This is a genomic window from Bradyrhizobium sp. USDA 3364, from assembly GCF_054056355.1.
In genome coordinates this window covers 5,702,529-5,724,538 of sequence record NZ_JBSRYG010000002.1, presented here as the reverse complement: position 1 = coordinate 5,724,538, position 22,010 = coordinate 5,702,529, and the positions used below count along the sequence as shown (strand labels likewise).

The 22,010-nt window shown below is 65.9% G+C and carries 20 protein-coding genes; 8 read left to right on the top strand and 12 right to left on the bottom strand.

The window, feature by feature from the left end; genetic code table 11:
- The first annotated feature begins 51 nt into the window (after nt 1-51).
- The gene (locus ACVILL_RS26890) at nt 52-1,266 is read left to right on the top strand and encodes an NAD(P)/FAD-dependent oxidoreductase (protein WP_456731799.1); all 1,215 of its coding nucleotides are present in this window, start codon (nt 52-54) and stop codon (nt 1,264-1,266) included.
- 118 nt (nt 1,267-1,384) lie between these two features.
- On the opposite strand, the gene ACVILL_RS26885 is transcribed toward ACVILL_RS26890, so the two are convergent.
- The 7 genes from ACVILL_RS26885 to ACVILL_RS26855 form a co-directional block, all read right to left on the bottom strand.
- A complete protein-coding gene (locus ACVILL_RS26885; protein WP_456731798.1) occupies nt 1,385-2,626 on the bottom strand; it encodes an ABC transporter substrate-binding protein in 1,242 nt (413 codons plus the stop codon).
- Nucleotides 2,627-2,667: 41 nt separating this feature from the next.
- Nucleotides 2,668-4,146 (bottom strand): ATP-binding cassette domain-containing protein, encoded by a 1,479-nt coding sequence (locus ACVILL_RS26880; RefSeq protein WP_456734373.1) that lies wholly within the window; start codon nt 4,144-4,146, stop codon nt 2,668-2,670.
- Nucleotides 4,146-5,072, bottom strand: a complete 927-nt coding sequence (locus ACVILL_RS26875) for a branched-chain amino acid ABC transporter permease (RefSeq protein ID WP_456731797.1) — start codon at nt 5,070-5,072, stop codon at nt 4,146-4,148. Before ACVILL_RS26875 ends, ACVILL_RS26880 begins: the two co-directional genes overlap by 1 nt.
- Before the next feature lies 1 nt (nt 5,073).
- Nucleotides 5,074-5,949: a branched-chain amino acid ABC transporter permease gene (locus ACVILL_RS26870; RefSeq protein WP_456731796.1), complete on the bottom strand. Its 876-nt coding sequence runs from the start codon at nt 5,947-5,949 to the stop codon at nt 5,074-5,076.
- Between the two features lie 94 nt (nt 5,950-6,043).
- A complete protein-coding gene (locus ACVILL_RS26865; RefSeq protein ID WP_456734372.1) occupies nt 6,044-7,267 on the bottom strand; it encodes an ABC transporter substrate-binding protein in 1,224 nt (407 codons plus the stop codon).
- A gap of 431 nt (nt 7,268-7,698) precedes the next feature.
- Nucleotides 7,699-9,294, bottom strand: a complete 1,596-nt coding sequence (locus ACVILL_RS26860; protein ID WP_456731795.1) for an MDR family MFS transporter — start codon at nt 9,292-9,294, stop codon at nt 7,699-7,701.
- Between the two features lie 219 nt (nt 9,295-9,513).
- Complete coding sequence (locus ACVILL_RS26855; RefSeq protein WP_456731794.1) at nt 9,514-10,038, bottom strand: YcgN family cysteine cluster protein; 525 nt, start codon at nt 10,036-10,038, stop codon at nt 9,514-9,516.
- A gap of 287 nt (nt 10,039-10,325) precedes the next feature.
- Between ACVILL_RS26855 and ACVILL_RS26850 the strand changes: the two genes are divergently transcribed.
- The 3 genes from ACVILL_RS26850 to ACVILL_RS26840 are packed head-to-tail and all read left to right on the top strand — an operon-like array spanning nt 10,326 to nt 13,799.
- A complete protein-coding gene (locus tag ACVILL_RS26850; RefSeq protein WP_456734371.1) occupies nt 10,326-12,602 on the top strand; it encodes a transglycosylase domain-containing protein in 2,277 nt (758 codons plus the stop codon).
- A gap of 1 nt (nt 12,603) precedes the next feature.
- Nucleotides 12,604-13,182: a DUF1214 domain-containing protein gene (locus tag ACVILL_RS26845; protein ID WP_456731793.1), complete on the top strand. Its 579-nt coding sequence runs from the start codon at nt 12,604-12,606 to the stop codon at nt 13,180-13,182.
- The gene (locus ACVILL_RS26840; RefSeq protein WP_456731792.1) at nt 13,179-13,799 is read left to right on the top strand and encodes a DUF1254 domain-containing protein; all 621 of its coding nucleotides are present in this window, start codon (nt 13,179-13,181) and stop codon (nt 13,797-13,799) included. Before ACVILL_RS26845 ends, ACVILL_RS26840 begins: the two co-directional genes overlap by 4 nt.
- Nucleotides 13,800-13,878: 79 nt before the next feature.
- Here the strand turns inward: ACVILL_RS26840 and ACVILL_RS26835 are convergent, their stop codons facing one another.
- Entirely contained in the window at nt 13,879-14,478 is a 600-nt protein-coding gene (locus tag ACVILL_RS26835; protein WP_456731791.1) for an MBL fold metallo-hydrolase, read from the bottom strand.
- On the opposite strand from ACVILL_RS26835, the gene ACVILL_RS26830 reads away from it, so the two are divergent.
- Nucleotides 14,465-14,770 (top strand): hypothetical protein, encoded by a 306-nt coding sequence (locus ACVILL_RS26830; protein WP_456731790.1) that lies wholly within the window; start codon nt 14,465-14,467, stop codon nt 14,768-14,770. The genes ACVILL_RS26835 and ACVILL_RS26830 overlap by 14 nt on opposite strands.
- A 40-nt stretch (nt 14,771-14,810) precedes the next feature.
- Nucleotides 14,811-15,671 carry a LysR family transcriptional regulator gene (locus ACVILL_RS26825; protein WP_456731789.1) on the top strand — a complete coding sequence of 287 codons (861 nt, stop codon included), beginning with the start codon at nt 14,811-14,813 and terminating at the stop codon, nt 15,669-15,671.
- A 156-nt stretch (nt 15,672-15,827) separates the two neighbouring features.
- On the opposite strand, the gene ACVILL_RS26820 is transcribed toward ACVILL_RS26825, so the two are convergent.
- A complete protein-coding gene (locus ACVILL_RS26820) occupies nt 15,828-16,595 on the bottom strand; it encodes a hypothetical protein (protein ID WP_456731788.1) in 768 nt (255 codons plus the stop codon).
- A gap of 16 nt (nt 16,596-16,611) precedes the next feature.
- A complete protein-coding gene (locus ACVILL_RS26815; protein ID WP_456731787.1) occupies nt 16,612-16,806 on the bottom strand; it encodes a hypothetical protein in 195 nt (64 codons plus the stop codon).
- Nucleotides 16,807-17,101: 295 nt separating this feature from the next.
- Here ACVILL_RS26815 and ACVILL_RS26810 point away from each other — a divergent pair, with 295 nt between their 5' ends.
- Complete coding sequence (locus ACVILL_RS26810; protein WP_456731786.1) at nt 17,102-18,034, top strand: DUF2336 domain-containing protein; 933 nt, start codon at nt 17,102-17,104, stop codon at nt 18,032-18,034.
- Nucleotides 18,035-18,127: 93 nt separating this feature from the next.
- Here the strand turns inward: ACVILL_RS26810 and ACVILL_RS26805 are convergent, their stop codons facing one another.
- Both ACVILL_RS26805 and ACVILL_RS26800 read right to left on the bottom strand, forming a co-directional pair.
- The gene (locus ACVILL_RS26805; protein WP_456731785.1) at nt 18,128-19,234 is read right to left on the bottom strand and encodes an NADH:flavin oxidoreductase; all 1,107 of its coding nucleotides are present in this window, start codon (nt 19,232-19,234) and stop codon (nt 18,128-18,130) included.
- Between the two features lie 508 nt (nt 19,235-19,742).
- Entirely contained in the window at nt 19,743-20,087 is a 345-nt protein-coding gene (locus tag ACVILL_RS26800) for a DUF1491 family protein (RefSeq protein WP_016841837.1), read from the bottom strand.
- Nucleotides 20,088-20,545: 458 nt separating this feature from the next.
- Between ACVILL_RS26800 and ACVILL_RS26795 the strand changes: the two genes are divergently transcribed.
- On the top strand, nt 20,546-22,000 hold the full coding sequence (locus tag ACVILL_RS26795) for a hypothetical protein (RefSeq protein WP_456731784.1): 1,455 nt from the start codon (nt 20,546-20,548) through the stop codon (nt 21,998-22,000).
- The last annotated feature ends 10 nt before the right edge of the window (nt 22,001-22,010 follow it).

Genomic DNA, 22,010 nt, shown 5'->3' with positions numbered 1-22,010 from the left:
TGACCTCGCCTGCGCAGGCAAGCTCCCTCCGGTGCAACATCGGAGGGAGAGATGGCGCGCATCCTGGTGCTGGGTGCCGGCTTTGCCGGACTGTGGGCCGCGCTCGGCGCCGCCCGCAAGCGCGACGAGATCGGCGCGCGCGCGGCTGATGTCGAGATCCTGGTCGTCGATCGCAACGCCTACCACAACATCCGGGTGCGCAATTACGAGGTCGACCTCGGCGATGTCGCGCTGCCGCTGAACGAGCTGCTCGATCCCGTCGGCATCAGGCACATGGTCGCCGAGGTCGCGGCGATCGATCCGGCCAAGCGCGAGGTCGTGGTCAAGACAGGCCCTGGCGCGGAGACGCTGAGCTATGACCGGCTGGTGCTGACGACCGGCAGCGAGCTGGTCCGGCCCGCCATCCCGGGCCTTGCCGACCATGGCTTCGACGTCGACACGTACTACGCGGCGATGCGGCTCGGCGCGCATCTGGCGGCGCTCGGCAAGGAGCCGCCATCGCCGGCACGTGCGACGGTCGCGGTGGTCGGCGCAGGTTTCACCGGGATCGAGGTCGCGGCCGAGATGCCGGCCAAGCTCGCGCATGCCGGCATCGGCGGCGATCACCGCGTCATCCTGATCGACCCCAATCCCGTGGTCGGCGCGACGTTCGGCGCGCATGGCCGTCCCGTCATCAACGAGGCGCTGGCCGCGCTGGGCGTCGAGACGCGGCTCAACGTCCGGGTCAGCGCCGTCGGCGCCGACAGCATCACGCTCGATAGCGGCGAGATCATTCCGGCCGCGACCGTGGTGTGGTGCGGCGGCATGCGCGCCAGCCCGCTTGCCGCAACAATGCCGGCCGAGCGCGACAAGCTCGGCCGCCTCGCCGTGGACCATTTCATGCGCGTCGAAGGTCTTCGCGGCGTGTTCGCCGCCGGCGACGTCGCCGCCTGCCTGATCGACGGCGAGCATCCGACCGTGATGTCCTGCCAGTTCGCGCGGCCGATGGGCCGGTTCGCGGGCCACAATGTGGTGGCGGACCTGTTCGGCGAAGAGCTGCTGCCACTCAATATCGACTGGTATGTGACGGTGCTCGATCTCGGCGCCTGGGGCGCGCTCTATACCACCGGCTGGGACCGCGAGGTGCACACCACAGGTGCTGCCGCAAAACTCACCAAGCAGACCATCAACCAGCAGCGCATCTATCCGCCGCGCAACGGCGACCGCGCCGAGCTGCTCGCGGCGGCAGCGCCGACGATCCAGACGGCGCCGCCGACGCGCAAGTAGCAAAGGGGCGTCTTTCCACGCCGTCATTGCGAGGAGCGAAGCGACGAAGCAATCCATCTATCCCCGTGCGGAGGCATGGATTGCTTCGCTTCGCTCGCAATGACGGCGGGTACGTCTGTTACTGCGACAGCTTCACAAAGTTCGGAAACTTCATCTGGCCCTCGGCGATCGCCTTCGGCCAGACCGTGATCTGCTTGCCGCCCTGCCACTGGAACACGAGGCCGGTGACGGCGCCCGGGCCGGACTTGATGCCGTGGGTGAACTCATCGTTCTTGCCGTAGAACTGGATCTTGCCGATCGTGCCCTCGAAGTCTGTCTTCTCGAGTTCGGCGACCATCTTGTCCGGATCGGTCGAGCCGGCGCGCTGGATCGCCTCCGCGATGATGTAGACCTCGTCATAGGCGGTGTAGCCGGTATAGGCCGGCGGCGTGCCGAACTTGGCCTTGAACGCCGCCGCGAACGGTTTTGTCTTCGGCGTGACCGCGACGTCGGGCGTCGCCACCGCGAGCGAGGGCACGCCCTCGGCAGCACCATTGGTGTCGCCCCAGAAGGTCGGGCTCAGCGCCTGCGCGCTGATGCCGAACATCGGGATCGGCACCTGCTGGTTCTTCCACTGCACCGTCGGCTGCACGCCGACATGGGAGATGCCGGTGACGATCACGTCGGGCTTGGCGGCTTCCATCTTGTTGAAGATCGGCGTGAAGTCGGTGGTGTCGGGCGAGAAGCGGATGTGCTCGACCACCTTCAGCCCGGCCTTCGGCAGGCAGGCCTCGTAGCCGACGTCGAGCGGCTTGGTCCAGGCCGCGTCCTCGCTCATGATCGCCGCCGACTTGAACTTGAGCTGGTCGACCAAGAGCTCCTTGGCGGCGTCGCAGACGAGCTGCGCCTGCGCGGCCGAGGTCAGATAGCCGTGGAAGGTGTACTTGTTCTTCTCGTAGTCGTTGTGGACCGCCTTGGTGATCTCGTTCGAGGCGGCGCCGGGCGTGATCAGCGGCATCTTCAGCCGCGATGCCCACGGCTCCAGCGCCAGCACGACCTCGCTGATGTAGCTTGCGATCACGGCCGAAACCTTGTCCTCGCTCACGGCGCGCTGGAACGCGCGCACCGAATCGGCCGACGAGCTCTTGTTGTCATAGGTGACGATCTCGATCTTGCGGCCCATCACGCCGCCCTTGGCGTTGATCTCGTCCGCCGCGATCTGCGCGCCGCCCGGGGTCGCCGCGCCCGCGATCGACTGCACCTCAGCGATGATGCCGATCTTGATCGGATCCTTGGACTGCGCATAGGCCGGTGCCGCGAGGCAGAGCGCGAGCGCCGAGGCCAACAGGCTCACGCGGGTGGTTGAAAATCCTGACATCATGATCTCCCTTGCTTTGTTTTGTTGTTTGAAACTTTCGAACGTCAGAGAAAGTCCTTGCCGGCCTCCGCGGCGAAGCGGCCCGGATCGCCCTCCCAGACGATCCGCGCGTGCTCCAGCACATAGACGCGGTCGGCATGCGGAAGCGCGAAGGTCACGTTCTGCTCGCCGAGCAGCACCGTGATCTTGGTGGTCTGGCGCAGCTTCTCCAGCGCCTTCGACAGCAGTTCGAGGATCACCGGCGCCAATCCGAGCGTCGGCTCGTCGAGGATGAGGATCTGCGGCTGCATCATCAGCGCGCGGCCGATCGCCAGCATCTGCTGCTCGCCGCCGGACAGTGTCTGCGCCATCTGGCCCTGCCGCTCCTTCAGGATCGGGAACAGCTCAAACAGCCAAGCGAGCTGCTTGGCCCGCGCCGCGTCGTCGAGATGCTGGCCGCCGAGGTCGAGGTTCTCGCGCACTGTCATCTCGCCGAACAGCTCGCGCGATTCCGGACACTGCACGAGGCCGGAGCGGGCGATCTTCGCAGGCCCGGTGCCACGCAGCTTCTCGCCGCCGCGCAGGATCTCGCCGGTATAGGGCAGGAAGCCGGAGATGGTGTTGAACAGCGTGGTCTTGCCGGCGCCGTTCAGGCCGACGACGGAGACGAACTCGCCCTCATGGACGTGGATCGAGACATTCTCCAGCGCCTGCGCCTTGCCGTAATGCACGCTGACATTCTCGACCTGCAGCAGCGGCACCTTGTCCTTGAACGAGGTCTCGGGCCGCGCATGGGTCTCGATCGCGCCGCCGAGATAGACCCGCCGCACGGTCTCGTTCTTCATCACGTCCTCGGCGCGGCCGGTTGTGATCTCCTCGCCGAGATACATCGCGAGCACGCGGTCGACCAGCGCCGCGACGCTCTTGACGTTGTGGTCGACCAGCATCACCGCGCGCCCCTCGTCGCGGAAGCTGCGGATCAGTGCGGAGAATGTACCGACCTCGGCGCTGGTCAGCCCGGCAAAGGGCTCGTCGACCAGCACCACCTTCGGGTCACGCGCGATCGCCTTCGCCAGTTCCAGCCGGCGCAGATCGGCGAACGGCAGTGTCGGCGGCCGGCGGTGCATCACCGCCCCGAGCCCGACGCGCTCGGCGATCCACTTGGCGCGCTCGGTCAGCGCCTTGTCGGGGAACAGCATGAACAGGCTGTCGGGCAGCAGCGCGACCATGATGTTCTCCAGCACGGTCTGCCGGTTCAGCGGCCGCGAGTGCTGGAACACCATGCCAAAACCCTTGCGCGCGATCTTGTGCGCTGGCAGGCCCGCGACGTTCTTGCCCTCGAACAGCACCTCGCCCGCGGTCGGGCGCTCGATGCCCATCACGCTCTTCATCGCGGTCGATTTGCCCGAGCCGTTCGGCCCGATCAGGCCGAGGATCTCGCCGGGATGCAGGTCGAACGAGAGGTTCTTCACGGCAGTCAGGCCGCCGAATCGCTTGGTCAATCCGCGAACGGTGAGCGTTGCTGTGGTCACGGTCTGGTCCATCATGAGCGCGCCTCGCGTGACAGGGCCGCTCCGAGGAAACCGCCGGGGAAGAACAGGACGACGAGCAGCGCCACCGCCGAGACGATGAAGGTCGCAAGCTCGCCGGTCGGACGCAGGAATTCACCGGCCACGACCAGGAAGATCGCACCCAGCGCCGCCCCCAGCACCGTGCGCCGGCCGCCGAGCACGGCGGAGACGATCACGTTGACGCCGACCGCGACGTCGACCACGGTGCCGACCGAAGCGGTGCCGAAGTAGAACACCAGCAGCGCCCCTGACAGTCCCGAGAAGAACGCGCTGACGATGAACGCCGCGAGCTTGTGCTTGACGATGTTGAAGCCGAGCGCGCCGGCCTGCACCGGATCCTGCCCGCTCGCCTGCAGCACGAGGCCGACAGGTGATTGCGAAAGCCCGTACAGGATCGCAGCGCTCACGGTCATGAAGCCGAGCGCGATCCAGTAATTGGCGCCGGCATTGATGGTGATGACGTCAGGGATGGTGAGCCCGATCTCGCCGCCGGTGAGGTCGGCGAACACCACCACGAAGTTCTGCAACATCAAGACCGCCACCAGCGTGGTGAGGCCGAAATACGGTCCCCTCACCCGCAGCGCCGGCAGCGCCAGCACGAAGCCCGCGACCACCGACGCCAGCGCGCCGAGCAGGATGCAGACATAGACCGACCAGCCGAACTGGTTGTTGAGGATGCCGGCGGTGTAGGCGCCGGTGCCGATCAGGAAGGTCGGGCCGAAATTGACCTCGCCGGCGAAGCCGAACAACAGGTCCCAGGCCATCGCGAACACGCCGAAATAGAACGCGACCGTGAGCAGCCCGAGGATGTAGCCGGAGACGTAGAACGGCAGCGTCGCGGCGATCACCACGCAGGCGAGTGAAATGAAGAACAGGCGCGAGGAGAAGAAGTTGGCCATCTCAGCGCCTCCCCAACAGGCCCTGGGGCCGGATATACATCACGAAGACCAGCAGCAGCAGCGCCGGGATGGTGCGGTAGGCCGGCGAGATCATGTAGGCCGTGATGGTCTCGAGATAGCCGACGACGAAGGCCGCGATCAGCGAGCCCGAGACGCTGCCGAGGCCGCCGAGCACCACGATCGAAAACGCGCTCGCGGTCAGCGGCCCCACGCTGTAGGAGCTGACGCCCAAGAACATGCCGAGCAGCACGCCGGCGATGCCGGCCAGGATGCCGTAGATGCCCCACACCACGATGTAGATCTGGGTGAGCTCGAGGCCGAGCAGCGTGACGCCGCGCGGGTTCATCGAGGCCGCCAGCACCGCCTTACCGGTCCGGGTGCGGTTGACCAGCAGCCACAGCAGGCCGATCACGAGGCAGCACACCAACGCGGTGAAGATATTGTTGCGCGGCGTGCGGTTGCCGAAGATATCGACGACGCCCTCGACGATCGGCAGCACCGTCTTGGCGTTGTTGGTGAAGAAATAGGCGATCAACTCCTGGATCATGATACCCCACAGCAGCGTGCCGGTGAGGACGAAGATTTCCTTCTCCTCGTTGGGGATCCGCGTCGAATTCTGGATCGGCTTCACGACCGCGAAATAGGTCGCGAACGACACGATCAGCGCCACGCCGACACCGAACAGCGCGCCGGTGTAGATGTCGAGGTGCAGCAAGCTGGCCGCGGCCCAGGCCGCGACCGCAGCGGCCACCATGATGGCGCCGTGGGAGAGGTTGAGAACACCGGACACACCGAAGATCAGGGTGAAGCCGGTAGCGCCGAGCGCATAGAGCGCACTGATGGCGAAGCCATCGATCAGGATCTGTAGGGCAAGCATCTCATATCGGCCGCGGCAGCAGGGCTGCCTGTTGTGGAGGACACGGAACCGAAGACCGATGCTCCCGGGAGGGGCCCGGGAGCTTGGTCGACAGTCAGTTCGTGGTGACCTTGATGAAGCTCGGGAACTTGAGGTCGCTCTTGGCGACCTCCTTCGGCCAGACCGCGACCTGCTTGCCGCCCTGCCACTGCAACATCAATCCGGTGATCAGGCCCTTGCCGTACTTGATCGAATGGGTGAACGGATCGTCCTTGCCGTAGAACTGGACGCGTCCGATCGTGCCTTCCCAATCGGTCTTCTCCAGCGCATCGACCATCTTGTCGGCCTCGACCGAGCCGGCGCGCTTCACCGCATCCGCGATGTAGTAGACCTCGTCATAGGCGGTGTAGCCCGCGTAGGACGGATAGTTGCCGTAACGCTTCTTGAAGCCTTCCGCGAACGGCACCGACTTCGGCGTCACCGCAACGTTCGGGCCCGACACGCCCTGGTACAGCACGCCTTCCGCCGCGTCGTTGGTGTCCTTGCCGAAGGTCTCGTTGGTCGCCTGCGAGGAGATGCCGAACATCGGAATCGGCACCTGCTGGTTCTTCCACTGCACCGTCGGCTGCACCCCGACATGCGAGATGCCGGTGATGATGACGTCGGGCTTGGAGCCTTCGACCTTGTTGAAGATCGGCGTGAAGTCGGTGGTATCGGGCGAGAAGCGGATATGGTCGACGACCTTGAGCCCGATCTTCGGCAGGCACTCCTCGTAGCCGACGTCGAGCGGCTTGGTCCACGCCGCGTCCTCGCTCATGATGACCGCGGTCTTCATGTGCTTCTGATCGACCAAAAGCTCCTTGGCGGCGTCGCAGACCGACAGCGCCAGCGCCGCCGAGGTCAGATAGCCGTGGAAGGTGTACTTGTTCTTCTCGTAATCGGCGTGGACGCTCTTGCTGATCTCGTTGGAGGCGGCGCCTGGCGTGACGAACGGCGTCTTCAGGCGCGAGGCCCAAGGCTCAAGCGCCAGCACCACCTCGCTGATGTAGCTCGAGATGACGACGTTGACCTTGTCCTCGTTGACCGCGCGCTGGAATGCGCGCACCGAATCCGCCGAGGATGAGTGATTGTCGTAAGAGACGATCTCGATCTTGCGGCCGTCGATGCCGCCCTTGGCGTTGATCTCGTCGGCGGCCAGCTGCGCCGCCTGCGGGATCGACGCACCGGCAATTGCCTGCGCTTCCGCGATCACGCCGATCTTGAGGGTGTCGGCGGCCTGCGCCCCGCCGGGCGCGAGCGCGACAAGGCCCAAAGCGGCTGCGCCGGCGAATTGCTGCATCGCATGAAATGGCAGTCGCGATGTTCTTGTCACTCTGTTTCTCTCCTCTTGTTGTTCTTCGGCTGCTTCGAGCTCTTGGGGCGGGACTATAGCCGCGACAAGATGTGCAGCAAGTGAAACTGCGCGCAGATCGCCATGCGCGGACGGCGACTAAAGTAGTGGGTCGACGCTCACCGTCTGAACAAATATGAGGCAGCGCGGGAATAATCGTCGTGGGCTGAGGTCTCTCAGCACGTCATTCACCGATGCGCAATTCCCGCTGAGGAAAGATTTCGGTTTATCAGCATAAATTCAGTAACGATTCGCGTCGCGCGAATGCGAAGCTGCGTCCGCATCCTCACCTGTCATCGCGTGTTTGGCATCTTGAATCGAGGACCCATCAACATCGTCGTCCTGGCAAAAGCCAGGACGACGCTCGGGAGGACCCCGCCCTACTCCGCCATCTCCGCCGGCGGTCGCGCGGCGGGGCCGGCGAGCGGGCGCTCTTCCATCGTGATCATGCAGATCGAGGCGGTGGTCAGCAGCACGGCGGCCGCGCCGAACACGTAGCGGAACGCCGTGATCATGTCGGCCATCGGGATCGCGCTCACCGTGCTGGCCGCCGCGGCGTGATGCTCGCCGGCGAGCGAGATGTCGGTGCCGAGCGTCATCAGCAGGATCGTGGTGAAGGCGGCGACCGTGAAGGAGGCCATCATCGCGCGGAAGAAGTTCATCGCACCGGTCACGGTGCCGACCTGCGGCCGCGCCACCGCATTCTGCAGCGACACCACGCTGATCGGGAACGTGGTGCCGAGCCCGAGCGCGAACACGCTCATCAGCGTCAGCAAGCCCCACAGCGGCAGCGTCGTCACCGCCATGCCGACGGCACAGATCGCAGCCACCGAAGTGCCGACGATCGCGACGCGCTTGTAGTGCTTGGCCTTCGCCATGGTGCGGCCGGCGATTGCAGCGCCAAAGGTCGAGATCGCCGCGAGCGGGATCAGCGCAAGGCCGGCTTCGCTCGCGGTGAGGTGATAGACCACCTCGTAATAGAGCGGCAGGTGTACGGTGAGACCGACCATGGCGCCGAGCGCGCAGCCGCCCGCGCCCATCGCGAACGGCACCACCGAGCCGCCGAGCAGCGACAGCGGCAGGAACGGCTCGTCGGCGCGGCGCGCATGCCAGACGAAGGCGCCGGCGAGCGCGATCGAGGCCCCGATCATCGCGGTAATCGTCGGCGACAGCCAGGACAGACGGGTGCCGCCCCAGGTCAAGACCAGCATCAGCACCACGGCCGAAGCCATCAGCAGCACGCCGCCGAGCCAGTCGACCTTGCGCTTGCGGTGGAACACCGGGATCTTGCTCATCTTCGGCAGCAGCAGCGCCAGCGCCGCCGCCGCCAGCGGCAGGTTGATCCAGAAGATCATCGACCAGTGCAGATGCTCGGCGAACACGCCGCCGACCACCGGCCCGAGAATGCCGCCGGCCATCCAGACGCTGGAGAAATAGGCCTGGTAGCGACCGCGTTCGCGCGGGGTGACCACGTCGGAGATCACGGTCTGGACGACAGGCATGATGCCGCCGCCGCCGAGCCCCTGCAGGCCGCGGGCAACGATCAGCATGGTCATGCTGGGCGCGATCGCGCACAGCACGGAGCCGACCACGAACAGGCTGAGCGAGGTGATGATCATGACGCGGCGGCCATAGATGTCGCTCAAGGTGCCGAACACCGGCGCCACCGCGGTCGAGGCCAGCAGATAGGCCGTGATCACCCAGGACAGATTGGTGACGTCGTGAAACTGGCGCCCGATCGTCGGCAGCGCGGTTGCGACGATGGTCTGGTCGAGCGCAGCCAGGAACATCGTCAGCATCAGGCTGATCACGATGGTGCGGACTTCGTCCGGATTGAGCGGAGCCGGCGGCGCCAGCGGCGGCGCATCGCTGAGTTCGATCACCTCGCTCGGGAGATGGGACAGCTCTTCGGCAATATCTTCAGGCAATGTGGATTGGTCGGCAGGAAAACGGCTCTGCCGTTCATACTTGTTCATTTGAGGCGTAAGGCTGCTGCGCGGGCACATCCCGCGATGGAATCATTCTCTGCTTCGTAATTTATGCAGCAATTCGTTGCTGAGGCAGGCACCCCAGCGCATGGGTGCATCCCGCCGCAGCGTTCTCGCGATGACGTGATGACAGACGAGCCGGCGACGGCAGTTGCGGCGTCATCGTTACGTCTTGGATTAAGTCTTGGAAGATTAGTTCTTGGACGATTAGGTCTTGGAGACCTTCGGCCGCTTCTTCAATTGTGCCCGCTTCGGCAGCAGAGCCGGCCAGCGCACGATGTGATCCTCGAGATCGGCGTCGTTGACGTCGAGCTCGGTGCCCTCCACCCGTCCGCGCACCGAGACCCCGGCTTCATGAACAGTGTTGGGATCGCCCGAGATCAGGGGATGCCACCAATAAAGGTCGCGCCCCTCGGCCACGAGGCGGTAGCCGCAGCTCGGCGGCAGCCAGTTCAGCGTCCGGACGTTTTCCGGCGTCAGCCGCACGCAATCCGGAACCTGGTCGGAGCGGTTCGTATAGTCCTTGCAGGCGCACAGGCCGGAATCGAGCAGCTTGCAGGAGATATGGGTGAAGTAGATCTTCCCGGTGTCCTCGTCCTCGAGCTTCTCCAGGCAGCACCGTGCGCAGCCGTCACACAGGCTCTCCCATTCGGCGTTGGACATTTCCTCCAACGTCTTGGTTTTCCAGAAGAATCCCTCCTGGCCCGACGGGCGCTTGGGCGGTGCGGTCATGGTATCCCTGAAATGGCGGTACAACTCTTCTTGGGACGCCAGCGCCCCGTCTGCAAGGGGGTGCTATTGCGGCGTCGCGAAAGGCGGTGGGCAGCGTTAGGGCTTTCATTAAATTCACGAGCCGCGCCATTGGTTTATGGCAGCCGCTCGGATAGAACAACGAACGAGTCCCCAACGACGCAAAAGCGCCTTGGGATTGCCGCAACATCGAAGCAAGACGCTCGCCTGTGCCCGTTTGGGGCGCCCGCAGCGCTGTCGAACTGATCAAGGGTCCGGTCCTTCAGATCATGCCGTCGCATTGGAAACAGAAGGTCCGGAACTTCTTCCTGGACCTCGATGCGCGTATCGACTCGGCGCTGTTCTCGTCGGGCAAGGGCCTGCGCGAACTCTACGAGCGCTATTCCACCTTCATGGACCGCTTCTATGTCGGCCGCTGGAAGCGCTGGGTGTTCATCGAGCCGCTCTCGGAAGCCGCGACCATCGGGCTCGGCGGCATGATCCTGATGCTGACGCTCGCGATCCCGGCGTTCCGCGAGACCGCGGACGAGGACTGGCTGAAGAAGTCCGACCTCGCGGTGACCTTCCTCGACCGCTACGGCAATCCGATCGGCAGCCGCGGCATCAAGCACAACGACTCGATTCCGCTGGAAGATTTTCCGGACAATCTGATCAAGGCGACGCTCGCGACCGAGGACCGCCGCTTCTATGACCATTTCGGCATCGACGTGCCGGGCCTCGCCCGCGCGCTCGTCACCAACGCGCAGGCCGGCGGTGTCCGCCAGGGCGGTTCGTCGATCACCCAGCAGCTCGCCAAGAACCTGTTCCTGAACAACGAGCGCACCATCGAGCGCAAGGTGAAGGAAGCCTTCCTTGCGATCTGGCTGGAAACGCGCCTGACCAAGAACGAGATCCTGAAGCTCTATCTCGACCGAGCCTATATGGGCGGCGGCACCTTCGGCGTCGACGGCGCGGCGCACTTCTACTTCAACAAGTCGGTGCGCGACGTGAACCTCGCGGAAGCCGCGATGCTCGCCGGCCTGTTCAAGGCGCCGACCAAATACGCTCCGCACATCAACCTGCCCGCCGCACGCGCCCGCGCCAACGTCGTGCTCGACAACCTGGTCGATGCCGGCTTCATGACCGAGGGCCAGGTGTTCGGCGCCCGCCGCAATCCGGCGGTCGCGGTCGACCGGCGCGACGAGAACTCGCCGAACTACTATCTCGACTACGCCTTCGACGAGATGCGCAAGCTGGTCGACACCTTCCCGAAATCCTACACCGAGCGCGTCTTCGTGGTCCGCACCGCGATCGACATGAACGTGCAGAAGGCGGCCGAGGAAGCGATCGAGAACCAGCTCCGCCAGTTCGGGCGCGACTATCATGCGACGCAGGCCGCAACCGTGGTGTCCGATCTCGACGGCGGCATCCGCGCCATGGTCGGCGGTCGCGACTACGGTGCGAGCCAGTTCAACCGCGCCACCGACGCCTACCGGCAGCCCGGCTCGTCGTTCAAGCCCTATGTCTACACGACGGCGCTGCTGAACGGCTTCACGCCGAACTCGAAGATCGTCGACGGCCCGGTCTGCATCGGCAACTGGTGCCCGCAGAACTATGGCCATTCCTATTCGGGTCAGGTCACGCTGACGCAGGCGATCACCCGCTCGATCAACGTGGTGCCGGTCAAGCTCTCGATCATGCTCGGCGGCAAGGAAGGGCCGAAGGCGGGCCGCGCCAAGATCGTCGAGGTCGCGCGCCGCTTCGGTCTCAAGGCGCCGCTGCCCGACACGCCGTCGCTGCCGATCGGCTCCGACGAGGTCACGGTGCTGGAGCACGCGGTGGCCTATGCGACCTTCCCGAACCGCGGCAAGGCGGTGACGCCGCATTCGGTGCTCGAAGTGCGCACCGGCGCCGGCGATCTGGTGTGGCGCTGGGACCGCGACGGTCCGAAGCCGCGCCAGGCCATTCCGCCGAATATCGCCGCCGACATGGCCGGCATGATGAGCCACGTGGTCAGCGAAGGCACCGCGCGCCGCGCCGCGCTCGACGGCATTCCGACCGCGGGCAAGACCGGCACCACCAACGCCTATCGCGACGCCTGGTTCGTCGGCTACACCGGCAACTTCACCTGCGCGGTCTGGTACGGCAATGACGACTATTCGCCGACCAACCGCATGACCGGCGGTTCGCTGCCGGCGCAGACCTGGCACGACATCATGGTCGCCGCGCATCAGGGCGTGGAAGTGAAAGAGCTGGTCGGCGTCGGTATGGGCCAGAAGCTGCCGCCGCAGCCGGCGCAGGCCAATGCCCAGGCGAACGTGGCGCCGCGCGTCCTGGAGACCAAGCCGGGTCCGCCGCCGGTGCTGACCAAGCGCGGCGCGGACATCCTGGTGCGGGTCGAGAAGCTGCTCGACGACGCGGCCAGGGCCGCCGGCAAGACGACGCTGAACGAGCCCTCGAAGACCGGCAAGCCGGAGTCCTCGAGCGCGCTGGCGTTCCCCGAAAACTACGTTGCCGTGGCCGGGCCGGACGGCACGACGACGGCTACCGTGCCACGCAAGAACTGACGTGCGGCTCCTCCTCACCACCCTGCTGGCACTCGTCATCGCCACCGCCGTCGGCCTCGGCCTGACCTACGCGACGGCGACGCGCGGCACCGATCTCGGCACGCTGAAGATCGGCGCCTGGACCGCGCGGCCGAAGAGCGGCACCTCCGACGTCGACCCCTATTCGCGCGCCACCATCGCGCGCAGCGGCGAGCTGCCGATCGGCACCGGCGACGGTATCGCGTTCTCGGCAACCAGGGACGACAAGGACAAGCCGCTCGACGGCCGCTGCGACATCGTGGTCAGCGGCGTGACGCCGGCCGCGCGGTTCTGGACGCTGACGCTGTTCGACCGCAAGGGCCATCTGGTCGCCAACACGCTGCAACGCTACGGCTTCACCAGCCAGGAGATCATGCGCGCCTCCGACGGCACGTTCGAAATCCACATCGCCTCGCGCTCGCGCGCCGGCAACTGGCTGCCGACCGGCGGCATCGAGCGCTACGCGCTGATGCTGCGGCTCTACGACACGCCGGTCGGGGTCGCGACCCGCACGCAGCGCGACGCGCCGATGCCCTCGATCACGACGACGGGCTGCCCATGATCCGCTTGCTGTTCACCATCCTCGCAGGCGTGCTGCTCGGCGGCGTGGTGCATCTCGTCAGCGTGCTGGCACTGCCGCGGATCGCCTCGCAGGACGCCTATTCGCGGCTGACGCCGATGACCAAGCTCAACGAGGTGACGCAGCTGCCGCTGGCGGACCCGACCCATTCGCCGATGCCGCTGATGGATCCGGCCTTCGCGGTGGCGATCTGCCGCTACGATCTCTCGACGGGCCCGCTCAAGCTCACCGTGCCGGTCAGCCAGGCCTATACTTCGGTGTCGTTCTACACCCGCAACGAGGTCGCCTATTACGCCATCAACGACCGCTCCGCCGGCAAGAAGGTGATTGAGCTCGACCTGATGACGGAAGCGCAGCACAACGAGCTGCCCGAGGACGAGGAAATCACCGCCGCCGACCGGCTGATCATCGATTCGCCGACCTCGACCGGCCTGATCCTGCTGAAGGCGCTGGCGCCGGAGCCCGGCCTGATGCCGCAGGCGCAGGCCTCGCTCGCGGCCTCGTCGTGCAAGGTGCAGACCGAGCCGGTCGCCGCCAAGCAGGAGGCACCGCCGCCGCTGCCCGTCCCGGCACCGCCGCCGGCGGCACGCAAGCGCTAGCTAGAGCATGATCCGGAAAAGTGTGTAGCGGTTTTCCCCGCGACAAACGCGAGGCGTTTGCGCGTAGATCATGCTCAAATCAACGAGCCAGCGCGTGCCGGCCGCAACGGCAGGTCTCGTAGTCGACGGGATCGTGGCTGTTGACGATCGTGACGCTCTTGCCATGCGTCGCCTTCAACTGGCGCAGCCGCTCCTGGTTCTGGATCCGCGTCGCGCGATCCATGTCCGCGCGGCGCTGGAACATGCCGAGCACCAGCGGGATCCGCGGCCGGGCATCGAGCTGCGCGTGATGGAAATAGGCATCGCCGGCGTGCAGCAGCCATCCGTTCTTGTCGCGCACCGCGATCCCGCAATGACCGAGCGTGTGGCCCGGCAGCGGGACCATCAGGATATCCGGCTCGCGGTCACCGAGCGCGCGCACGCCCCTGAAGCCGAACCAGTCCTCGCCGCCCTCGCCATAGAACGCCCAGTCCGGCCCGTGCTTCCACTGCGCCGTGATGTAGCGTCCCTCGGGCGGCGTGACCTGATGCGTCACCGCCATCTCGTACTCCTTGCGATGGACATGCACCTTGGCCTTCGGAAAGTCCGGCACGCCGCCGGCGTGATCGCGATCGAGATGCGTCAGCAGCAGATGGCGGACATCGTCGGGCGAGAAGCCGAGCGCCTTGACCTGCCGCACGGCGGTCTCGGCCGGATCGAGCCGCGGCGTCGTTTGCCGCACCCATCTGCGCCCGAGCCGGGGGCGGATTGCCGATGTCGTCGAGCCCGATCCCGGTGTCGACCAGCACGAGGCCGTCATTGCTCTCGACCAGCAGGCAGTGACAGACCATCCGCGCCCGCTGGAAGATGCTGCCGCTGCCGTTCACGAGCCGCTTGCCGATCGGGCACATCGTGCCGGTGTTGAGATGATGGATGCGCATGACAAATCCTCCGCTGAAACAGATGCAGACTTGCCACTCGCCATTCCATAGGTAAAATATTGTCTCTCTATCGATATGATAGGATGGAACTATGGATATCCGCGAGCTCCGCTACTTCGCCGCGGTCTACCGCGAGCGTAATCTGACGGCTGCGGCGAAGCGCTGCTTCATCTCGCAGCCGTCGATCTCGGCGGCGATCACCAACCTCGAGGCCGAGCTCGGCACCACGCTGTTCATCCGGCACAAGAAGGGTATGGCGCCGACGGAGTCAGCCGCGCAGTTTCACGGCATCGCGCGCAAGATCATCGACGAGGCGGACGCGGCGCGAAACCTGTTTCGCAAACCAGCGACAAAGCAGACGCTGACGCTCGGCCTGTTGCGGACGCTCGATCAGGCGCGGACGATCGCGCTGCTGAAGCCGCTGACCGGCAATGCCGATCTCGCGCTTCGGCTGGTCGGCGCCAGCGAGAAGGCCGACGCGCGGATCGTCGCAAAGACCATGATCGGCGCAGGCGAGCACTTCATCCCGCTGTGGAGCGAACGCTACGTCGCGGCGTTGCCGCCGTCACATCCCCTCACCCTGAAGGAGACGCTTCGGACCAGCGACTTCGCCGGCGTTCCGATGATCGATCGCTGCCATTGCGAGCAGCAGGAATTCTTCAAGCGCGCAGCGCCGCCGCGCAGGCCGGTGGCAATCGCGGAATCCGAGGAATGGGCGATGGCACTGGTTGCGGCCGGGGTCGGCGTCGCGATCGTCCCCGAAGGCGTGGCGCGCGGCAATCCCGATGTCGCGGTGCGTGCAATCGAGATCGACGTCACGCGCCAGATCGGACTCGCCTATCCCTCGGCGCACCCGCCATCCGATGCGCTGAAGGCGTTCATTGCGAGTCTGCCGCGGCAACCAAGCAGCCGCCGCATCAAGCCGACAACGAAGAAGATGAAGCGGGCCTAGTGTGCTGAATGCGAAGTTCGTGCGATTTCGCGGCAGCCACTTTCACGAACTTCGCATTCATAAAGCACACTAGAATCATAGTTTGCTAGTGTCCTTATCGAATCCGAAGTTCGCTCCGAAGGTGCGGCAAATGATCCGAACTTCGGATTCGGGACACTAGCCCTTCGTCACCACGGCCTGGCCCGCGACCGGCGCGGAGATGAGCGGTGAATTGGCGGTGAGCCGGGCAAGCTCGTTGATCTGGCGTTCGGCGTCGGCGGCCATGCCGTCGGGTGCCTGGATCACCAGCCGCTCCAGCGCCCAGCGATAGGACGAGATCCGCCGCTCGAGCGCCTGCTGCACCCATTGCACGATCAGCATGTTCTCTTCCATCCGCGCCACCGCGTCGGCCCGCTCGCGCGGCGACACGTCGGCGATCATGTGGAGGCTGGCATTGCGCCTGCGGTCGAGTTCGATCACCTGGGCCGCGGTGGCGAAGAACGGCTCGAACCGGGTGATGTCGTCGCGCACCTCGTCGATCAGCAGCGCGTAGCGCGAAGCGAACGAGCGATGCGGCTCGTCGATCAGGTTGCGGCCGTAGGCGGTGCGGTCGAACACGACATTCTGCCGCCACGGCGCGGGCAGCCGCTGATAGTCGCCGAACACGCTCTTCCACGCCGGGCGCGACAGCGGCGCCTCGACGAACTGATAGGCGAGATCGCGCAGCTGGCGTTCGTGTTCGGTGAGCTGGAATTGCGAGGCTTTCATGCCGACGCTGCCGGTGGCCTCGGCGCCCATCCAGCGATGCATGTCGTCGTTGCGGAAATCGGCGCGGGTGCGGCCGAAATCGCCGCCGCTGCAGCCCGCGAGCGCCGAGCCCGCCAACAGCAGGATCAGCACCGGGAGTGACCGACGAGCGGCGGTCCGCTGCACAAGCTGCGGCATTGCACGATGCCCGCGATCAGGAGCGACGCCGGCGACGGCGGCCCTGCGCAGTGCCCTGCTCCGGTCCGCGACCACCGCCGGTCCCCTCCGTCGTTCGCTCGATCCGAACGACGGGAAGGATCAGCACGGTCCCCATGCCTTCGCCGGCAGCACCGGCCGTGCTCGGCCGCCGTGCAGCCGCATCCGCCGGAAACTCAACGATGGTGCCCATGTTCCGTTCTCTCTGGCCCCGCACGGACATGATTTGCCCCGCGCACGCCGAGTTAAGAACGGCCATGGTTAATGACATCTTAATCTGCCGATACGGACGGTTACGGATGTGGCGCTGTGCCTTAATGGCCACGCGCAAAATCGAGCGTTCAGCTTCACGGCTTGTTTTCCTTAACTGCGTCTTAAAACAGCCTGCGTAGGCTCGCTGCCACAGGGTTTTCAAACCGAGTCTGATTGGCAAGTCGCGTACGCCCGAGATGAGCGCAGCTCCGCTATTTCCTGGTTTCGATGGGCTGATGACGCTCTCCCGTCGCGAGGGCGTCGACATCCGCCCGACGCTGCTGCGCGTCCTGACCGATCTCTATGTGCAGGCGAGCGCGCACTCCGCCGATGAAGAGCGTCAGTTCGTCGAGCTGACGTCGCGCCTGATCGACGAGGTCGACGACGCGACCCGCGCCGCCGTCCGCGCGCGGCTTGCGATCTATCCGGCGACGCCCGCCAGGATCATGGACAAGCTCGGGCTGCGCCGCATCGGTCCCGACCAGCCGCCGCCGGCAGCCGCTCCGCTTGCCGCGCCGGCACCATCGGCGCCGTCGGCCAAAATCCCGACCGAGGCCGAGCTGCGGATGGCCGCGAGCCTTGCGATGCGGCCGAACGATGCCGCCGAAATCTCCGACATGTTCTTCGCCGCCAGCGCGAAGGAACGCGCGCAGATCCTGCACAATCTGCAGGAGACGCCGCTGAAGGCCGCGGCGCGGATTCCGGCGGCACGCGCCGCGCGCGCGATCCACATCCTGGAGATGGCGGCGTTCGCCGAGGACCTCGACAACTTCATACTCGAGCTCGGCGAGGCGCTGATCCTGCCGTCGCGGATCGCCGCCGAAGTGGTCAACGATCCCGGCGGCGAGCCGCTCGCCTGCGCGATGCGTGCGCTCGACGTGTCGAGCGCCGCGTTCCAGCGGATCCTGATGTTCCTCGATCCGGAAGCCGGTTCGTCGGTCAACTACGTCTATCGGCTGTCGCGGCTCTACGATCGGCTCAGCGAGCGCTCGGCGCTGGTGATGCTGGCGGCGTGGCGCGGCTCGACCATGGCGGTGGCTCGCGCCAAGTACCGCTCGTCGCTTTATGACGACGAACGCCATCGCGTGCGCACCGCGCCAGCGCAGACGCGACCTTCGGTGCAGCCCGGCAGCGCGCCCGCCATCCGCAACCAGAAATCCGGAAGCTAAGGCGCGACCATCGCGTTCCAGCTTTATTCGGGGCAAGCGTGGACTCGCTGGCGCGGCAAGGTCGTCGTGGCGCCCTGCCACCCGTCCCGCCGATTAACTCAGGGTGGCGAACGCGGCCGGCGTGAACTCGGCGATCTCGCGACCTTGCCGTACTTTCTCGAGCCAGGTGGCATCCTGCAGCAACGCGCGTCCGACCGCGACCAGGTCGAACTCGCCGCGTTCCAGCCGCCTGAGCAGTCCATCCAGCGGCGTGGATTGGGCGCTCTCGCCCGCCAAGGATGCGTAGACGTCACAAGACAAGCCGACAGCGCCAACGGTTATCGCGGTGACCCCCGTAAGCTTCTTCGCCCAGCCGGCAAGGTTCAGCTCCCGATCGATTTCAGGGAAAGCGGGCTGCCAGAACTTTGGCTGCGAGAGGTGGAAGGCATCCGCTCCCGCGTCGACAAGGACGGAAAGCCATTGTTCCAGCGCCTTCGGCGTCGCGGCCAACCGTGCACTGAAGTCTTTCGGCTTCCATTGTGAAAGGCGGAGAATCACCGGAAAGCCCGAGGTCACCACCGACCGGATTGCGTTCAGAATCTCGACCACGAAGCGAGAACGCTCGACGAGCGTCGAGCCACCGTATACGTCGTCGCGCAAGTTGAGATGGTCGTAAAAGAACTGATTGATGAGATAGCCGTGCGCCCCCATCAGCTCTATGCCGTCGAAGCCGAGCCGCTCGGCATCCATTGCTGCCTTCGCGAACGCATCGATGATGTCGGCCACGTCGGCCTCGCTCATCGGCTGATTGACGCGCTCGCCTGTCACTGAAAGCCCCGAGGGACTTTCATAGGGCGCCGGCGGTGTCCAGTCCGGTACCGCGTTCGAGAGCTTATGCCCCACATGAACCAACTGCGGCGCGATGCGCCCACCTGCCGCGTGAACCTCGTCCACCACTTTCTTCCAGCCGGCGAGCGCCGTCTCGCCGTGGAAGCGGGGCATATCGGGCTCGTTGAGCGCGGCCGGGCGACCGACCCCTGTCCCCTCGGTGATGATGAGGCCGACGCCGCTCTCTGCGCGGCGGCGATAATAGGCGGCGACCTCCGCGGTGGGTACGCCGCCTGGAGACATGGACCGCGTCATCGGAGCCATCACGACGCGGTTCGGCAGGTCGAGGGCGTTCAGGCGGTAGGATCTGAACAGGACGTCAAGACTGGACATGGGACGTTTCCGGGGCGCGAGAGACAGTCGACCAGAGTGCATTGACGCAAGCCGTCGTCAGGCGTTTCGCTATTTTGGGTATCAGAGATGCGCCGGCTAACCATCACGACGGTCGCTCTCTCTGCCGCGAAGCGCTTCGACGCCGCGAGACAAAGGCCGCTTGCGCGACGATTGCTATCCACCCTTGCAGTCTGCCCATCGATCCTGTCCTTTCTCGTGCGTCGAGCCTGGCGGCATCACGGATGCGCTCACCGGCTCGGCCCTTGGCAGCGTACTTGGGGTCGCGGGCTGCCGAACGGGACTGCGCAGTGCTCGACAACGGCTGTGCATCGGCGCACCAGTCCGACCGACCGCGCTTCGCCTGGCCACGCCGCGCGGTCTCGGGGGCGCGGCGGTCGTGTCCGGATCTGGTCGGACCGCGAAGTCGTTGAATGTCGGGATTTGCGCGGCCGTTATGGGGCAAGCGGACATCAAATGCGCTTGCTTCCCAAGCAGCCGAGGCTGCGCCCTAGCCCTTCGCCAGGTCGAGAAAATGCCGCCCGGCGCGGTCCTCGGTCTCGACGATCCAGGCATCGGGATCGAAGCGCAGCTCCTTGGTCAGCCGCTCCTCGACCGACGGCTCGGACACCGGCTGTGGCGCGGTCGGTACGAACAGCCGCTCTACTGGACGGCTGTCGTCATAGACCGTCTGCGGCGCCGGCGCGTACAGCATCGCGTTGCCGTCCATCAGCGCCACCTTGACGAACACGGCCCCCGCCTCTTCGGCGCCCTTCTTGCGGACCGCGCCGAACACGCCCTCGGTCTGGCAGCGGCGCAGATACGCCGCGACCCATATGCTGGTTTTCAATCGCATGCGCCGACCTATAGGCCAGCGGCGCGGCCACGTCCAATTGTCACAGATGCCGTCACGCAGCGGCGGGTGTCCGCAGCGGCGGGTGTCCGCAGCGGCGGGTTGACCGACACAAGGGTCGCTCATATCCTTGCATGTGCGGTGCAAGCCGCACCCGGGTCCACGGGAAGGGTTGAACCCACTTGCAGCGAAGATGCGGACAACCAAGCCTTTGTGCGGCCGGTTTTGTGGACCATCGGCGATTGATGCACGGAGGTTTCCATGAACCGATCGCCCGCGCGATTGAATCTCGAACATCTGAAGAAGCAGGCCAAGGAGCTCATCCGCCTCTACCGGCGGCAGGCGCCGGAGGCCTACGCGCGTTTCCGGCAGGCGCTGCCGGCCGCGGCCGGGCGCAGCGACGCGCAAATCGCCGCGCTTGATCTGAAGCTGCACGATGCGCAGTCCTGCGTGGCGCACGCGTGGCGCGCGATCTCGGCTTCGCCTCGTGGCCGGACCTGCGGCGTTATGTCGAAGCGCAATTGCCGCCCGGCAAGAGCAAGGCCGATCGCGTCCGGCGCTGGCTGCAACTGGTCTATGCCGCAGACGTTGACGGCACCACTGATCGCGCCAATCCGCGCGTCGCAGTACGGATGCTCACCGAGGATCCCGGCCTCGTCGCCGACGATCCCTATCTCGCCTGCGCCGTCGGCGACGAGGAGATGGTGCGACGTACCGCAACCAATGACGCCACATGGGTCAACCGTCCCGGCGGTCCTCTAAAACTGCCGCCGCTGGTCGCGGTGACGCATTCCGGCCTGCTGCAGATTCCGGAGTTTCGAGCTCGGCTGCATCGCTGCGCGCGCCTGCTGTTGCAGGCGGGCGCCGATCCCAACCAGCACATCAGCAGCCGCTGGCCGCCGGGATCGCTCGACGCGCCCGATGACAGCAATCCGCTGTCGGCGCTGTATGGCGCAGCGGGACGCAACCATGATCTCGAGCTGACCCGGCTGCTGCTGGAGGCGGGCGCCGATCCGAACGACAATGAATCGCTGTACCACTCGCTGGAAGGCTTCGTGACGACTGGCGCCCTGCTCGAGCATGGCGCACGGATCGCGAACACCAACGCGATGTACAAGGTGCTCGACGACGAGAACGTGGCGGCGCTCGAATTGCTGCTGCGGCACGGCGGCAACCCGAACGAACCCGCCCGCAATGCGCCGCTGACGGATAGCGGTTCGCCCTTGATGTGGGCAATCCGGCGACGGCGGTCGCGGACATGCATCGCGACCTTGCTCGACGCCGGTGCAGATCCGCACATCACGACACCGGACGGGTTGAGCGCCTACCGGTACGCATTGCAGTTCGGTTTGACCGAGGTCGCCGAGCTGCTGCGCGCGCGCACCGGCGACGAGACATTGGCCGATGACGAGCGGTTCGTCGCGGCGTGCAGCAGCGGCGACGCGCGCGAGGCGCGGCGGATCCAGGCCGAGAGGCCCGATCTTCCGGCTTTGCTTTCACCACAGCAGTTGCGGCTGCTTCCCGAGCTCGCCGCCGCAGGCGGCGACGACGCGGTGCGGCTGATGGTCGAGCTCGGCTGGCCCGTCGCGGTGCGCGGCGCCGACTGGGATGCGTCGGCGCTCAATCACGCGGTGTTCCGCGGCAACGCGGCGCTGACGCGCTTCCTGCTCGAGCACGGCGCGGATTGGACCGAGCAGCACGGCTTCGGCGACAACGCGTCCGGAAGCCTCTCGTGGGCCTCGTGCAACGAGCCGGTCAGTGACGGCGATTGGGCGGGCTGCGCGCAGGCCCTGCTCGATCACGGGATGCCGCGCGCCGTGCCGGATCGCGACGATCCGGAATGGGTGCTGCTGGCCGGCCGCAGGAAGCTGTTCTCCGATGAGGTCAGGGACGTTCTGCTGGGCGACTCTGTATGAGAGGCTGTGT

Excerpts from the sequence above, each read along its gene's own strand:
- ACVILL_RS26810 (WP_456731786.1), top strand. The coding sequence starts at position 17,102 with ATGACGCTCTCCCGTCGCGAGGGCGTCGACATCCGCCCGACGCTGCTG.
- ACVILL_RS26890 (WP_456731799.1), top strand. The coding sequence starts at position 52 with ATGGCGCGCATCCTGGTGCTGGGTGCCGGCTTTGCCGGACTGTGGGCC.
- ACVILL_RS26820 (WP_456731788.1), bottom strand. The coding sequence starts at position 16,595 with ATGCCGCAGCTTGTGCAGCGGACCGCCGCTCGTCGGTCACTCCCGGTG.
- ACVILL_RS26870 (WP_456731796.1), bottom strand. The coding sequence starts at position 5,949 with ATGCTTGCCCTACAGATCCTGATCGATGGCTTCGCCATCAGTGCGCTC.
- ACVILL_RS26815 (WP_456731787.1), bottom strand. The coding sequence starts at position 16,806 with ATGGGCACCATCGTTGAGTTTCCGGCGGATGCGGCTGCACGGCGGCCG.
- ACVILL_RS26865 (WP_456734372.1), bottom strand. The coding sequence starts at position 7,267 with ATGCAGCAATTCGCCGGCGCAGCCGCTTTGGGCCTTGTCGCGCTCGCG.
- ACVILL_RS26875 (WP_456731797.1), bottom strand. The coding sequence starts at position 5,072 with ATGGCCAACTTCTTCTCCTCGCGCCTGTTCTTCATTTCACTCGCCTGC.
- ACVILL_RS26850 (WP_456734371.1), top strand. The coding sequence starts at position 10,326 with ATGCCGTCGCATTGGAAACAGAAGGTCCGGAACTTCTTCCTGGACCTC.
- ACVILL_RS26855 (WP_456731794.1), bottom strand. The coding sequence starts at position 10,038 with ATGACCGCACCGCCCAAGCGCCCGTCGGGCCAGGAGGGATTCTTCTGG.
- ACVILL_RS26880 (WP_456734373.1), bottom strand. The coding sequence starts at position 4,146 with ATGGACCAGACCGTGACCACAGCAACGCTCACCGTTCGCGGATTGACC.
- ACVILL_RS26860 (WP_456731795.1), bottom strand. The coding sequence starts at position 9,294 with ATGAACAAGTATGAACGGCAGAGCCGTTTTCCTGCCGACCAATCCACA.
- ACVILL_RS26800 (WP_016841837.1), bottom strand. The coding sequence starts at position 20,087 with ATGCGATTGAAAACCAGCATATGGGTCGCGGCGTATCTGCGCCGCTGC.
- ACVILL_RS26805 (WP_456731785.1), bottom strand. The coding sequence starts at position 19,234 with ATGTCCAGTCTTGACGTCCTGTTCAGATCCTACCGCCTGAACGCCCTC.
- ACVILL_RS26885 (WP_456731798.1), bottom strand. The coding sequence starts at position 2,626 with ATGATGTCAGGATTTTCAACCACCCGCGTGAGCCTGTTGGCCTCGGCG.
- ACVILL_RS26825 (WP_456731789.1), top strand. The coding sequence starts at position 14,811 with ATGGATATCCGCGAGCTCCGCTACTTCGCCGCGGTCTACCGCGAGCGT.
- ACVILL_RS26840 (WP_456731792.1), top strand. The coding sequence starts at position 13,179 with ATGATCCGCTTGCTGTTCACCATCCTCGCAGGCGTGCTGCTCGGCGGC.